The sequence below is a fragment of the Streptococcus sp. STC1396 genome (genome assembly GCF_058933875.1).
Genome location: NZ_JBZYCU010000007.1, coordinates 73,123 through 87,049, shown reverse-complemented (window position 1 = coordinate 87,049; position 13,927 = coordinate 73,123). Strand labels below are relative to the sequence as shown.

Genomic DNA, 13,927 nt, shown 5'->3' with positions numbered 1-13,927 from the left:
CGATAACATTGTCGTATTTTTATACTCATGCTCAAGGCGATATTTTGGGGTACTCGTCGGTAGAGTGGATTAGTTTGTCCCGCGAAAGTGATATTCAAGAAATTATCAACCACAAAGCCCTCACTTAGATTATACTTCTAAATGAGGGCTTTTGTCTTTATTTTCGTGTTTCTGTGGGTGACGGCTATGTCGTCATGGCTGTCTGTCCCAGCCTCAATCATCTATTTCCAATTCATAAAGGCCGCGTAGTGCGTTGCAGGCGTAGATTTTTTCTGCTGATTTTAAGTCGTCTAGGTTGAGAATTTTTTCTGTGGCCTGACCTGTTGCCAAGAGATGCTGGCGGTAGATACCGTTCAGGAGACCTAGCTCGACTGGTGGTGTGTAGAGGTGGCCGTCCAGCTGGAGAACCAGATTGCCGATGGAGCTTTCCAGCAGTTGCCCTTGGGCATTGTAGTAAATCTGCTCCTGCTGGCCCAAGGATAAATGCGGCCGATAGCTGGTTTTAAAGTAGGTAAAAGGCTGTTGCAGGTTGGTGTTTTGTGGGACTAGGATTGCCTTGCAGAAAGCTTCTGGTAGTGCTTGCAGCTTTTCTAGATGACAGGTCACCTTTCCAGATTTTGCTATGGAAATCTGCAGGCGGTAGTCCGTTCGTGGATCTAGTTCTGCTAGGGTTTGGTTCAACTCTACCTTCAGTTTTTCCTCATCAAATGGATAAGCAAAGTAACGGGCGGCTTCCCGTAGACGCTTCAGATGTTGGTCTTGGAAGGTCAGTCGGTCTTGCTCAATCTTCCCTGTCGTAACTAGGTCAAACTGCGGATTTTTCCGATAGAGGACGGCAGATTTTTGCTGGGTTTCGATGTACTCGGATTCCCATGTGCTATCCCAAGTGATGCCGCCGCCGACACCATAGATAGCCTTGCCATCTTCTAGCTGAATGGTGCGGATGGCCACGTTGAAAATCCGTCTCTGGTCTGGCAAACAGATGCCAACAGTACCGCAGTAGACACCGCGGGCGGCTTTTTCCGTTTCCTTAATGATTTTCATGGTCGAAATCTTTGGGGCGCCGGTGATAGAGCCGCAAGGAAAGAGAGCCTGAAAGATTTCTCCTAGGCCAATCTCAGGTCGCAGCTGGCTTTTGATGGTAGAGGTCATCTGCCAGACAGTGGAATACTGCTCGACCTGACACAGCTGCTCGACTCGCTCACTGCCAATCTCTGAAATGCGGTTCATGTCGTTGCGCAGCAAGTCAACGATCATCATATTTTCCGCTCGATTTTTAGGATCCTGATGGAGCCATGCAGCCTGTTCTAAGTCTGTAGTGACCGTCAGACCGCGATTGGTAGTACCTTTCATCGGCCGTGTTGTCAGCTCACCTCGGTGCTCCTCGAAAAAGAGCTCAGGACTGATGGATAAGATTGCCTGATTATCGTGTTCTACGTAGGCATTGTAGATAGCATTTTGCTCAACGACTAGACGGTTGTAAATAGCCCAGCTGTCCTGTGGATTAAGATCTGCGCCTAGCTGTACCGTGTAGTTGACCTGATAGGTATCGCCTTGACGGATATGGTGGTGAATGGTTCCGATGGCCTTTTCATACTCTTGCTCAGTCGTCAGGCTCTGCCATTGTGCCGGCATCTCCACCTCGTCGTAAGCCAAAGGGAATGGGGCTTCCTCAGCCCTGTCATGAATGGTAAAGTAAATCAGGTACTCGCCCAGCAGAGGGGCATTGTGAACCTGGAGTTTTTCCTCAAAAGCAGGAGCCGCTTCGTAGCTGACATAGCCGACTGCATAAAATCCCTTTTTCTGCCAATCTTCGACCTCTTGCAGAATCGCTCTGACTTCAGCCAACTCGCGCGTTTTGAGTTCTTTGATGGGCTGGCTAAAAATCAAGCGCCGGCCCAGTTCTTTAAAATCAATAATCGTTTTCTTGTGCATGATAATAGTATAACATATCGTAGGCAGATAGAGACAAGAGAGAGCAAGAAAATTGCACTAGGAGTAGTAGGAAATGATAGAGATTTGACAAGCAGCAGTCTTTCTGTATATACTGTCTGTAGATAGATACAAGAAGAAAGATTAACAAGCTCTTTGTGCTATATTCACCAAGGAATAAAGGAATTTGAAAAGAAAAATGTCGACGAAGATATGAAAAAATTACAGTTTAAAGGGCAGTGCGAGATTATCAAAAGCGTATTTTGGATAGGAGTCAAGCCTATATGGCAGATGGTCGTGTCCATATAAGCGCAGCACCTGGTTCGGGTAAGACAACTTTAGGAATTGAAATCATCAGGCGCTTTGCTAAGCCGGCCCTCGTTTTGGTGCCCACGATTACGATAAGGGAGCAATGGGCTGAGCGAATTAAAGAGGCATTTTTGGAGACTCCATCAGAAGCAAAGGCCTTGCTGTCTCAAAATTTGAAAGAACCTAAAACGATTACGATTGTCACCTATCAAGCTTTGCACAGCGCTTTGACCCGCTATAAGGGGAGCTTGTCGTGCCAAGCTGAATATGAAGCTATGCCTTCAGAGGAAGTTGATTTTTCTCAGTTTGATTTGGCAAAAATGATGCAGGACATTGGTTTGGGAACGCTTTGTCTGGACGAATGTCATCATTTGCGCAATGAGTGGTGGAAGAGCTTGGAAGAATTCCGTCGGCAGTTTGCGCAAATCAGTCTGATTGCACTGACAGCTACGCCGCCTTATGATTCAGAGCCTGCTTTATGGCAACGCTATATGAACTTGTGCGGAGAAAAGGAAAACCGTGTTTTGACCAAGAAGAAGGTTGAATCGCCTTTGAAGTAGTGATTGCGACGGTGAAAAGTTTACTATTTCATCTTTGCTGCGTTCCCGCAGTTTTATGCTTAAGCGAGGAGAAATGATGAATTACGAATGTCTTTATTGATTGGAGGAAAAATGAAGCGAAAAATAAAAGGAAATGAAGAACAGATTGGAAAGGCTTCTGTTTAGTTTTGTTTTACTCGTTGGACTAGCTAGTTGAGATGAAAATTAAAAATAAAAAAGGGGAAAATTTTATGAAAAAATATGTATTTAAGAATCGGAAAGTCGTCTGGTCTCTCCTTCTTCTTTTTCTAGTTGTAACAGGATCTTGTTTCTTACTTTTCTTGAAGCCCAGTCAACCCCCGAAAGAACAAGAGTATAGAATGCGAACTGCCAGGAAAAAATCAGATTTTCAACTATTTGGAGATAAGAAGCAATATGTTCTTGAGCCTAAAAACAAAGGTAGTTTATTTGTCAGTAAAACATATGCGATCACAGATGAGTACAAGACTTTTACAGTAGAGGATGAAGGAAAGATACATGAAATCCCTCATCTTCAGATGGAGGGAGAGTATTGGAACTTGATTTTGTATAATTTAGACGAAGAGGGCTTGCCTGAACGAAAGATTGACCTGTATCAGGCAGTGCGAAGCTACAATCAGAAAAGTATTCCTACAAATCTACTCGACTCCTATTACGTTGAGGATACTCACTACTTTGGGTTAGAAATTATAGATTTATCGAATGAAGAGAATTGGGTAATCAAAACAGTCTATCTCAATGTGGAGACGGAAGAAGTGGTGGATCTTCCCAAAGATACCAGGTTTGGAAGGGACTCTGATATAAGTGATACCGCGCAAGTAACTAATTATTATAAAGTTTTACACTCTAAGGGTTACCTTCAGCCTTCGAATGAGATAGTAACAACTAGGTCTGAAGGGCAAGTTCCAGACTCTACTATCAATCTTTACAGTCTTTATCCAGACCTAGAAGATAAACTCATCAATCAAGACTGGTCACTTTACGTTCGGGTTGATAAGGTCACACCGGATGAGTGGTTTGATACATTTCTGCATTGGTTCGCTCCCAAAGGGGAAGAGATTCTAACCGTTTATGGACTGAATGATGATGGGAAAGTCTCCGATGTTCAGATCCATAACAGCCAAGAGGCGAATGCTTGGTTGGAGCAACATCCAGATCTAAAAAACCTTTATAAAGTAGACAGGGGAGACAGCTGATGAGTAATAAGAAAATTAATCCTGATAATCTAAGCCGTGTGAATGGTGCATTTAAGGATATGAGCGGCGAGTTAGAAAATAACGTTTCGGACCTTATTTCTTCTAGTGCCACGGAGAAGCTAGGAGCTGCGACAGATGGTATAAAAAAACTATCTAAGGAAATGGTTGCGACGATTAGCTCCTTGGATGAGTATCTTGGAGCGGTAGGTGAGGCTTTTAGAAATATATTAGAGAATTTATCAATTTCGTCTGACCAAAATGCCAAACATGGCTATGAAGAATATCAGCTGTATCTGAACAGCAAATACTGAGGAGGAGCACAATGAAACAAAGCAGGAAAAAGATTCTAATCATTATGGGGTGTTTAAGCCTTCTAGTTTTGCTTAATGGAGCCTATACCTTATATCGTTATATGACCTATGATCGTTTCTACATGCGAACTCCTGAGGTAGAGCCAGCTTCTTTTGAGTTTATAGGTGATAGACAGGGAATAGTGATTTCTTGGAAACGAGCTAGTAACAGTTATGAGCAGGGAACTAAGGATGAACCGATTGATTATGGATTAGCGATTTATGGGAAACGTTACCTTTCCACAGAAAGTAGACGCTTAATTTACGACTGGGAAGATAACCGTTTTGATGTAAAGAATCTGAGCTGGGGGGAGTATTGGAAAATTCAAGTTTATGATACCAGTCAGGATGATTTGCCTCGCAAGGAGTATGATCTTTTAAAGGCTGTATCAGATTATGATGATTCTTATTTCCCGGTCTCAATTACCTATGTCCATTTTTTTGCTTACAAAGACCAAGAATATCGTACGGTAGTTCTCCAGAAAACGGGGGGTCATGACCGTAAGGAAGTCCTCTTTAACATGGCCACAGGAAAATTAGAGGATATTCCACAGGAAGTTAGTAGACCTACAGAGCCTAGAATTCTTTATCTATTGTATACATTTACTAGTTTAAAGAATTATTATAGAGATGATATTGATAATTCGGATTATTCTATCAGCCTCCCACCATCTGTGATTAATCAGTCTTCAGACTGGCGCTTGAGGGAAGAATATCCAGCAGCCTATGACTTGATGACTAAGAAGAAAGGTGAACTCTATTTCTTGACCAATGATACAGATGTTAAGCTTCTATCTGATATATACAGTCTCTTAATCCCTAAGGACCGAGACTTATTTGATAATCTAACCGTTTATGGAGAGGTGACCAAGGATGGGAAAGATCATGTGGTTCACTCTTATGATGAATTTATCAGTGTCTTAAAACCAAAGGAGGAGTTGCTAAATGTCAGTTAAACGCATTCAGCCGATGCGAATTCAAAGTATCAAAGCTAGTATTAATGCTTCGACAGAAGAAATCTCTCAGGGGATGGATAGTATTATCGAAGCGCCAGTTACAGACAACCTAGAGTCCTGTGCAGGTCTTGTAAAAACTTGTATGGAAAATTTAGTCGAAACAGTAGATTCATTAGATGAGTTTATGAACAAGATTGCGGAAGGCTCCATAGATGGAATTATGAACCAGATTGCGGGAGTCTCTCAAAATAAAGATGCAGGTTTAGCAGGCTTGATTGAAGCTAATGAGATGTATGGTTTCTTATGGAATAATGCCTACAGGGAGGTGCAGTAATGAAGTTTTTTAAGATAAAAGTATCTAATAGAATCAAGTGGCTCGTCGGAGGCTTACTAGTCATTATTGTACTGCCTTATTTAGCTTACCAAGGCTACATTACTTATTTTGTTAAGCCGTACTTTGCACCAGTTTTAAAACAGCGAATTAGTGAATATGAGTTCATTGAGGACGGAAAGGCGATTGTGGTCAAGTGGGATTACGATAATTCTGTGGATTATTGGTTAACCTCTTCTAATAAGCAGGTATTTTCAGGGAAGAAACTTGTAGGAAAGACAAAGATTGTGAAAGATTATAAAAAGATTAAGGGTGCACGGGTGAGAAATAACATTCCAGAGGAGATGGAATACTGGGGAATCACAGTTTATGATACGCAAAATCAGACCCTTACCTCTAAGGATTATGATATCTTTAAGATGGTTCGAGATTATGATACGGATTATATGCCTATCAGTCTTTCTAACGAGATTTATACCAGTGGGGGAAAAGAAGTTCTAGACCTCTATATTCAGAAAATTGGTGGTGCAGAGTCCTCCATTCGAAAATCTATTGATTTGAATAGCGGTAAGATTGTGGAGGCGGGAGACGAGCAAGAGCGGGATAAAGAATATTCTAGCTCAGTTAATCTTTTTACACAAACGAATTTACTATCCGTTAATTCGGATTATTCTATAAACAGTTGGAGAATTCGTTCATCATCTGAGAAGCGACTGCCTTCTGATACTTTGATTTGGACTAAATATCCAAAGGCAGCGGAGATTTTTTCTAAAAATGATTCAATGATCGCTCTTTTGAAAGATATAACAAGCTTGGAAGATAATCTGCCTCTTCTTCAACTCTTAGTTAAAGATGGGACAAATCTATTTGAAGATGTAAGGATACCGACAAAATATTCCGTTGATGGTCAAGAGCATACTGTTAATTCATTGGAAGAATTTAAACAGTATTATGATCTTCAAAAGGATGTCTGGAAAAGACCTACACAGGATGAGTAAGGAGAACAATAAGCAAACTAATCCAGATAACCTAAGCGGTGTGAACGGAGTTTTTAAAGACATGAGTGGCGAATCTGAAATTATCCCAAAGAGAAGAACAAGAATTAGTGAGCTTTCGGGCTTGCTTTTTTCTGTTACAGCCATAAGTTTTGACTATAACAAGGCATAATTTTTGGTCATAGGAGCAGTAATGATGCGGTTTAACAGTGCGTTCTCTTTTGAGATATAGTTTTAGGCTATATCAAACTCTGGGAAATTCCAATTATACAGGCGCTTTCTTTTCTGTTAAGATAGTTTCAACAATAAATTTTGGAGGACGTTTATGTCAACGACTATCATTGGTTTCCCACGTTTGGGCGAATTCCGCGAATTGAAATTTACAACTGAAAAATACTTTAGAAATGAAATCTCAGCAGAAGAACTTTTGGCAGCAGCGAAAGAATTGCGTGCCAAACACTGGAACATTGTCAAAGAAAAAGGCATCACTGAAATCCCATCAAACGACTTTTCTCACTATGACAACTTCCTCGATGCAGCCTTCCTCTTTAACGTGGTTCCAGCTTCTGTTCAAAACTTGGACTTGTCTGACCTTGAGCGCTACTTTGCTTTGGCGCGTGGTTACCAAGGTGAAAAAGGGGATGTTCGTGCCCTTCCGATGAAGAAATGGTTCAACACTAACTATCACTACATCGTTCCTAAATTTGAAAAAGACACTCAAGTAAAACTTGCAGGACACAAGATCTTTGATGAGTTCCAAGAAGCAAAAGACCTTGGTCTTAACACTCGTCCTGTCCTTGTAGGTCCATTTACTTTCCTTCAATTGTCAGACTTCGAAGAAGGTGTCAAAGCAGAAGACTTCGTAGACAGCTTTGTGGCTGCTTACCAAGAAGTTTTTGCCAAATTGGCAGCCCTTGGTGCGACTCGTATCCAACTCGATGAAGCGGCTCTTGTCAAAGATTTGACAGCTGAAGAAAAAGCTCTCTTCTTGGACCTTTATAAGAAGCTTTTGGCAGACAAGAAAGGCTTGGAAGTCTTGGTTCAAACCTACTTTGGTGACGTTCGTGACATCTATGCAGACCTTGTAGAGTTGCCAGTAGATGCGATTGGTCTGGACTTTGTCGAAGGCAAGAAAACGCTGGAGTTGGTAGAGTCTGGCTTCCCAGCTGACAAGACCCTCTACGCAGGGATTGTCAATGGTAAGAACATTTGGCGCAACAACTACGAAAAGAGCTTGGCTATTCTTGAGCAAATCCCAGCTGAAAACATTGTCTTGACAAGCTCATGCTCACTTCTCCATGTGCCATTTACAACGGCTAATGAAGAATTTGAACCAACAATCTTGAACCACTTTGCCTTTGCGGTGGAAAAATTGGATGAAATCCGTGACTTGGATGCTATCCGCAATGGTGGTGGTGCAGAAGTCCTTGCAGCCAACAAAGAACTCTTTGCGACTGAACGTGTTGGTGAAAATGCGGCACTTCGTGCGCGTATCGCTGGCTTGACAGATGCAGACTACACTCGTTTGCCAGCCTTTGCTGAACGTGAAGCCATCCAAGAAGATGCCTTCAAACTTCCAGCTCTTCCAACAACAACGATCGGTTCATTCCCTCAAACTAAGGAAGTCCGTGCCAAACGTTTGGCCTTCCGTAAGGGTGAGCTGTCAGCAGAGGACTATGACAAGTTCTTGGCTGAGCAGATTGATGAATGGATTAAATGGCAAGAAGAAGTTGGATTTGACGTACTTGTTCACGGTGAGTTTGAGCGTAATGACATGGTTGAGTACTTTGGTCAAAACCTGTCAGGTTACCTCTTCTCTAAGAATGGTTGGGTACAATCATACGGTATGCGTGGGGTGAAACCACCAATCATCTGGGGTGATGTGACTCGTCTCAACCCAATCACTGTCAAATGGTCTAGCTACGCACAAAGCCGTACTGACAAACCTGTCAAAGGTATGTTGACTGGACCTGTAACCATCCTCAACTGGTCATTCCCACGTGAAGACATCTCTATCAAGGATTCAACTCTTCAAATCGCACTTGCTATCAAAGATGAAGTGCTTGATCTTGAAGCTGCAGGTGTTAAGATTATCCAAATCGACGAGGCTGCTCTCCGTGAGAAATTGCCACTCCGTCGCAGCGACTGGTATGAAGACTACCTTGACTGGGCAATTCCAGCCTTCCGTCTGGTACACTCAACTGTCGCGCCAGATACGCAAATCCACACTCACATGTGTTACTCAGAATTTACAGATATCATCCCTGCTATCGACAATATGGATGCGGACGTGATTTCCTTTGAAGCGAGTCGCTCTAACCTGGAAATCTTGGACGAGCTCAAGGCTAAGAACTTCCAGACAGAAGTAGGGCCTGGAGTTTACGATATCCACTCACCGCGCGTGCCTAACGAAGGGGAAATTGACCATACGATCGAAGCTATCTTGGCTAAGGTGCCAAGCAGCAAGGTCTGGATTAACCCTGACTGTGGTCTTAAAACTCGTGGTATCCCGGAAACTAAGGCTAGCTTGGAGCGCTTAGTAGAAGCAGCTAAAGCAGCTAGAAAACACTTGAAATAATCCTCTTCGAACATCAAATGGCGATTTTCATGGAGGATAACTGAAACAGTTGAATCGATACTGGCAATCCTGCCAAAACGAATCTTGTAGGATTGTCTCCAGTTTATCGCTAGCATCATTGAAAGGAATTTTTAGTTTTATGGTTCGTCATCATACACCCAGTCTCTCATTTGAAGTATTTCCTCCTAATCCAGCAGTAGGCAATGAAAAAATTATACAGGCTCTTCGGGAAATGCAGGATATTGCGCCCCACTTTATCAGTGTGACCGCTAGTAATAATAAGTTTAATATTGAGGAGACGACGGTTCGGTTGGCTGACTTCATCTATAACGACTTGAAGATTCCGACCATTGCCCACCTGCCTGCGGTCTATCTGACCAAGGAAATGGTGTCAGATACGCTCCAGGCTCTGGATAAGGTTGGTGTGCACAATATATTGGCCCTGCGGGGAGATATTTTCCCAGATGTAGCTCCCAAAGATGACTTTAAATACGCGACTGACTTGATTAAGTACATCAAGGAAGAAGCGCCGCATTTTGACATCATTGGTGCCTGCTATCCAGAGGGCCATCCAGATTCGCCTAATCAGATTTCGGATATTCAACACCTGAAAAGGAAGGTGGATGCTGGCTGTTCTAGTCTGGTGACCCAGCTTTTCTTTGACAATGAGCGCTTTTATGATTTTCAGGACAAGTGTATTTTAGCGGGTATTGAAGTGCCCATCCACGCTGGGATTATGCCCATTCTCAACCGAAATCAGGCCTTGCGCTTGATCAAGAGCTGTGAGAATATCAAGCTACCAAGGAAATTTAAGGCTATTTTGGATAAGTATGAACATGATCCAGAATCGTTGCGGGCAGCAGGCCTAGCCTATGCAGTGGATCAAATTGTGGATTTGGTCACTCAGGATGTAGCTGGCGTCCATCTTTATACAATGAATAATGCAGAGACTGCCAAATATATCCATCAAGCGACCCATGCCCTTTTTAATCACCAGCCTTCTATCGAGCTGGCTTAATCCAATCTTAGAACCACCAATCAGCAGTCAGCTGGTTGGTGGTTTTTGTAGTAGAATAGTATCAGTATTCCCAATAATCTTATAGGAAAAGGCTTCCAAATAGTAATATAATAGAATAAAAAGAAGATAGAGGTAATCATGATGACAGAAAAACAGTTTCCAGAAGGATTTCTCTGGGGTGGTGCTACAGCGGCTAATCAGTACGAAGGTGGCTGGAATCTAGGAGGCCGTGGACCTGCAACATCTGATACGGCCAAGGCAGTCCGGCCTGAGGAGCGTCAGAGTTTTGAAGATTTTGCCTCTCCGATGACTAAGGCCAAGGTAATGGCGGCTTTGGCAGACAAGGAAGGCCTTTATCCTAAGCGCTGGGGTTCTGATTTTTACCACCGTTACAAGGAAGACATTGCTCTCTTTGCAGAAATGGGCTTCAAAACTTTCCGCCTGTCTATTGCTTGGAGCCGGATTTTTCCCAAGGGGGATGAAGCCCAGCCCAATGAAGAAGGTTTGGCTTTCTATGACGCAGTTTTTGATGAACTCAATAAATATGGCATCGAGCCCTTGGTGACCCTTTCCCACTATGAAACGCCTCTTCATCTAGCTTTGGAATACGGCGGCTGGAAGGACCGCCGAGTGATTGCCTTCTTTGAGCGTTATGTGCGGACCGTTTTTGAGCGTTATAAAGATAAGGTTAAATACTGGCTGACTTTTAATGAAATCAATATCATGGGCTTGTCTGGCTATGTCGGAGGCGGTCTTCTCTTTGAAAATGGACAGCAAAATGCCCAAGACCTTTATCAGGCAGCTCACCATCAGTTTGTGGCCTCCAGTCTGGCTGTTAAAGCTGCGCGGGAAATCAACTCTGACTTCCAAGTCGGCATGATGCTGGCTCGAATGCAGGCCTATGCAGCGACTTGCAATCCGCTGGATGTCATGGAAGAGATCCGAAAAGACCATGAAAATCTCTTCTTCTCTGATGTTCAGGTTCGTGGTAAATACCCAAGCTATGCCAAGCGGTTCTTTAAAGAAAATGGCATTACATTAGAGATAGCGGATGGGGATTTGGAGCTCTTAGCCCGCTACCCAGTAGACTTCATGTCCTTTAGCTATTACATGTCTTCTGTAGCACGGGTGACAGAAGGAGAAGGGGAAAAGACCGCTGGGAATTTCTCACTGGGTGAAAAGAATCCTTACCTAGAAGCTTCTGATTGGGGCTGGCAGATTGATCCAGTTGGCTTGCGCATTACCTTAAATAAACTATATGACCGCTATCAAGTGCCTCTCTTCATCGTAGAAAATGGCTTGGGAGCGCTGGATCAGGTAGAAGCAGATGGCTCTATTCATGACAGTTACCGGATTGATTACCTGAAGGCCCATATTGAGCAAATGTATGAAGCGATTGAGGACGGAGTGGAGCTCATGGGTTACACGCCTTGGGGCTGTATTGATCTAGTATCCGCTTCCACTTCAGAAATGAGCAAACGCTATGGCTTTATCTATGTTGATGCAGACGATGAGGGGAATGGGAGCTATGATCGCTCCCGCAAGGACTCTTTCTTCTGGTATCAGAAAGTCATTGAGACAAATGGCGCGTCTATCTTGAATGATTAGGAAGCAGAGGGCTTTATGACGAGAAAAATCATCTTTCTGGATGTGGATGGGACCCTCATCGACTACGATAATCATATACCGGATTCAGCTGTGCTTGCCATTCGGAAGGCACGGGAAAAGGGCCATCTGGTTTATGTCTGCACAGGTCGCAGCAAGGCTGAGATGTCGCCGGAAATTTGGGATATTGGCTTTGATGGCATGATTGGTGGCAACGGCTCTTATGTGGAGCATGAGGGGCAGGTCATCCTACACCAGCTGATTCCGCGAGATGTCGCTAAAAGGCTAGTCGACTGGCTTCAAGAGCGGGGGCTAGAGTTTTACCTAGAGAGCAATAATGGTCTCTTTGCAAGCAGGGGCTTCCGCGAAGCAGCGCGACCGGTGCTTCGAACCTACGTTCTTGGAAAAGGTGCCAAGCCAGAAGAAGTTGTAAATATGGAGGCAGAAGAAGCTCTTCACGGTCTGGTTTATGGTGGGGATCTCTATCGGGACGACCTGAACAAAGTCAGCTTTATCCTAAAGAGTTACCAAGACCACCTGGATTCTAAGGCAGCTTTTCCTGAGCTCAAGGCGGGTACTTGGGGAGGCAAGGGGGAGCATACTCTCTTTGGTGATTTGGGTGTCAAAGACATTACCAAGGCGCATGCTATTGAGGTTCTGCTGAAGCATCTGGATGCTGACAAGGCGGATACTCTGGCTTTTGGCGATGCCAAGGTTGATATTCCTATGCTGGACTATTGTCAGATCGGAGTTGCTATGGGAAATGGCGGAGCGGAAATCAAGGCCATGGCCGATCTGATGACAGACTCGGTCAGCCAAGACGGTCTCTACAAGGCATTTGATAAGTTAGAACTCATCTAAAGGAGATATGAATGATGGCAAAAACCCTTTATCTGATGCGGCATGGCCAAACGCTTTTCAACCTACGCCATAAGGTGCAGGGCTGGTGTGATGCTCCTCTGACTGATTTTGGTATTTATCAGGCCAAGGTGGCAGGGCAATATTTTAAGGATGCCGGTATTACGTTTGACGACGCCTACAGTTCTACTCAGGAGCGAGCTTGTGATACTTTGGAATTGGTAACAGACGGGAAGCTTCCCTATAAGCGTATAAAGGGGCTCAAGGAGTGGAACTTCGGTACCTTTGAAGGGGAAAGTGAAGATCTCAATCCGCCCCTGCCCTATGAAGATTTCTTTGTTACCTATGGCGGTGAATCGCAAGAACAGGTGCGGGAGCGCATGGCAGCGACCATTCTTCAGCTCATGCAAGAGACAGACGGTCAGTCTGTGCTCATGGTCTCCCATGGCGGGGCCATGGCCAATTTTGCCAGAGCTTGGCGGAAAAACTGGCGTCTGGATGACCTAGGTCACATGACCAACTGTGGGATTTTGAAGTTTACCTTTGAGAATGATCAATTCTACCTTGAAGAAGTGATTGGTCACGATTTTAGCGATTGGGAGGGAAAATGAAAGATTTATATTTGATGCGGCACGGCCAGACTTTTTTCAACCAAGAAGGCTTGGTGCAGGGAGTTTGCGACTCTCCTTTGACAGAACTGGGGCAGGACCAAGCCCGGCAGGCAGGAGCGTATTTGAAAGAGCGGGGCATTCGTTTTGGTCCTCTCTACTCGTCCACCCAGGAGCGAGCTTCCGATACCTTAGAACTCGTCTCCGGCCGAACCGACTATACTCGCCTTAAGGGTATTAAAGAATGGAACTTTGGTCTTTTTGAGGCCCAGCCTGAACGTTTGCAGCCGAAATTTCGACCAGGAGCTACGTCATTTGAAGATCTTTTCGTTCCTTATGGCGGAGAAGGTGTGGACCAAGTCGGTGAGCGCATGCTAGTCACTCTGACCGAGGTTATGGAGCAGGCAGGAGCAGAGCCAGTCTTGGCTGTTAGCCACGGCGGTGCCATGTGGGCCTTCTATCTCAAGATTGCGGCTCAATCTCTGGATCCCAAGGTGCGCTTTGGCAACTGCGCTATCTGCCATTACCATTATGAGCAGGGACATTTTAAGCTGGCAGAAGTCATTGACCCACTGACGGGTGATGTGTATGAGTGTGAATGAAGAAGCAGATT

At 44.2% G+C, this 13,927-nt stretch carries 13 protein-coding genes; 12 read left to right on the top strand and 1 reads right to left on the bottom strand.

From position 1 onward, the window contains the following. Window positions 1-213: 213 nt before the first annotated feature. The gene (gene pabB, locus AC5FEC_RS03920) at window positions 214-1,935 is read right to left on the bottom strand and encodes an aminodeoxychorismate synthase component I (RefSeq protein WP_493661363.1); all 1,722 of its coding nucleotides are present in this window, start codon (window positions 1,933-1,935) and stop codon (window positions 214-216) included. 281 nt (window positions 1,936-2,216) lie between these two features. Here pabB and AC5FEC_RS03915 point away from each other — a divergent pair, with 281 nt between their 5' ends. The 12 genes from AC5FEC_RS03915 (at window position 2,217) to AC5FEC_RS03860 (ending at window position 13,916) form a co-directional block, all read left to right on the top strand. Next, entirely contained in the window at window positions 2,217-2,801 is a 585-nt protein-coding gene (locus AC5FEC_RS03915; RefSeq protein ID WP_493661362.1) for a DEAD/DEAH box helicase, read from the top strand. A 230-nt stretch (window positions 2,802-3,031) separates the two neighbouring features. After that, window positions 3,032-4,015 (top strand): hypothetical protein, encoded by a 984-nt coding sequence (locus AC5FEC_RS03910; RefSeq protein WP_493661368.1) that lies wholly within the window; start codon window positions 3,032-3,034, stop codon window positions 4,013-4,015. Beyond that, window positions 4,015-4,326: a hypothetical protein gene (locus tag AC5FEC_RS03905; RefSeq protein WP_493661361.1), complete on the top strand. Its 312-nt coding sequence runs from the start codon at window positions 4,015-4,017 to the stop codon at window positions 4,324-4,326. Before AC5FEC_RS03910 ends, AC5FEC_RS03905 begins: the two co-directional genes overlap by 1 nt. An 11-nt stretch (window positions 4,327-4,337) precedes the next feature. Beyond that, window positions 4,338-5,321, top strand: a complete 984-nt coding sequence (locus AC5FEC_RS03900) for a hypothetical protein (protein ID WP_493661360.1) — start codon at window positions 4,338-4,340, stop codon at window positions 5,319-5,321. Further along, window positions 5,311-5,655, top strand: coding sequence for a hypothetical protein (locus tag AC5FEC_RS03895; RefSeq protein WP_493661359.1), 345 nt, complete (start codon window positions 5,311-5,313; stop codon window positions 5,653-5,655). Before AC5FEC_RS03900 ends, AC5FEC_RS03895 begins: the two co-directional genes overlap by 11 nt. After that, entirely contained in the window at window positions 5,655-6,650 is a 996-nt protein-coding gene (locus AC5FEC_RS03890) for a hypothetical protein (protein WP_304949096.1), read from the top strand. The genes AC5FEC_RS03895 and AC5FEC_RS03890 overlap by 1 nt, the downstream gene beginning before the upstream one ends. Window positions 6,651-6,972: 322 nt before the next feature. Continuing rightward, a complete protein-coding gene (gene metE / locus AC5FEC_RS03885; protein WP_493661358.1) occupies window positions 6,973-9,225 on the top strand; it encodes a 5-methyltetrahydropteroyltriglutamate--homocysteine S-methyltransferase in 2,253 nt (750 codons plus the stop codon). 139 nt (window positions 9,226-9,364) lie between these two features. Further along, window positions 9,365-10,243, top strand: coding sequence for a methylenetetrahydrofolate reductase [NAD(P)H] (gene metF / locus AC5FEC_RS03880; RefSeq protein ID WP_234549795.1), 879 nt, complete (start codon window positions 9,365-9,367; stop codon window positions 10,241-10,243). A 141-nt stretch (window positions 10,244-10,384) separates the two neighbouring features. Further along, window positions 10,385-11,851: a glycoside hydrolase family 1 protein gene (locus tag AC5FEC_RS03875; RefSeq protein ID WP_493661367.1), complete on the top strand. Its 1,467-nt coding sequence runs from the start codon at window positions 10,385-10,387 to the stop codon at window positions 11,849-11,851. Window positions 11,852-11,866: 15 nt separating this feature from the next. Then, complete coding sequence (locus tag AC5FEC_RS03870; RefSeq protein ID WP_493661357.1) at window positions 11,867-12,709, top strand: HAD family hydrolase; 843 nt, start codon at window positions 11,867-11,869, stop codon at window positions 12,707-12,709. 11 nt (window positions 12,710-12,720) lie between these two features. After that, window positions 12,721-13,317: a histidine phosphatase family protein gene (locus AC5FEC_RS03865; protein WP_493661356.1), complete on the top strand. Its 597-nt coding sequence runs from the start codon at window positions 12,721-12,723 to the stop codon at window positions 13,315-13,317. Continuing rightward, window positions 13,314-13,916 (top strand): histidine phosphatase family protein, encoded by a 603-nt coding sequence (locus AC5FEC_RS03860; protein ID WP_493661355.1) that lies wholly within the window; start codon window positions 13,314-13,316, stop codon window positions 13,914-13,916. Before AC5FEC_RS03865 ends, AC5FEC_RS03860 begins: the two co-directional genes overlap by 4 nt. The last annotated feature ends 11 nt before the right edge of the window (window positions 13,917-13,927 follow it).

Coding starts and splice junctions, on each gene's coding strand:
- metF (WP_234549795.1), top strand. CDS start 9,365: ATGGTTCGTCATCATACACCCAGTCTCTCATTTGAAGTATTTCCTCCT.
- AC5FEC_RS03865 (WP_493661356.1), top strand. CDS start 12,721: ATGATGGCAAAAACCCTTTATCTGATGCGGCATGGCCAAACGCTTTTC.
- AC5FEC_RS03875 (WP_493661367.1), top strand. CDS start 10,385: ATGACAGAAAAACAGTTTCCAGAAGGATTTCTCTGGGGTGGTGCTACA.
- AC5FEC_RS03910 (WP_493661368.1), top strand. CDS start 3,032: ATGAAAAAATATGTATTTAAGAATCGGAAAGTCGTCTGGTCTCTCCTT.
- AC5FEC_RS03915 (WP_493661362.1), top strand. CDS start 2,217: ATGGCAGATGGTCGTGTCCATATAAGCGCAGCACCTGGTTCGGGTAAG.
- pabB (WP_493661363.1), bottom strand. CDS start 1,935: ATGCACAAGAAAACGATTATTGATTTTAAAGAACTGGGCCGGCGCTTG.
- metE (WP_493661358.1), top strand. CDS start 6,973: ATGTCAACGACTATCATTGGTTTCCCACGTTTGGGCGAATTCCGCGAA.
- AC5FEC_RS03900 (WP_493661360.1), top strand. CDS start 4,338: ATGAAACAAAGCAGGAAAAAGATTCTAATCATTATGGGGTGTTTAAGC.
- AC5FEC_RS03870 (WP_493661357.1), top strand. CDS start 11,867: ATGACGAGAAAAATCATCTTTCTGGATGTGGATGGGACCCTCATCGAC.
- AC5FEC_RS03860 (WP_493661355.1), top strand. CDS start 13,314: ATGAAAGATTTATATTTGATGCGGCACGGCCAGACTTTTTTCAACCAA.
- AC5FEC_RS03890 (WP_304949096.1), top strand. CDS start 5,655: ATGAAGTTTTTTAAGATAAAAGTATCTAATAGAATCAAGTGGCTCGTC.
- AC5FEC_RS03895 (WP_493661359.1), top strand. CDS start 5,311: ATGTCAGTTAAACGCATTCAGCCGATGCGAATTCAAAGTATCAAAGCT.
- AC5FEC_RS03905 (WP_493661361.1), top strand. CDS start 4,015: ATGAGTAATAAGAAAATTAATCCTGATAATCTAAGCCGTGTGAATGGT.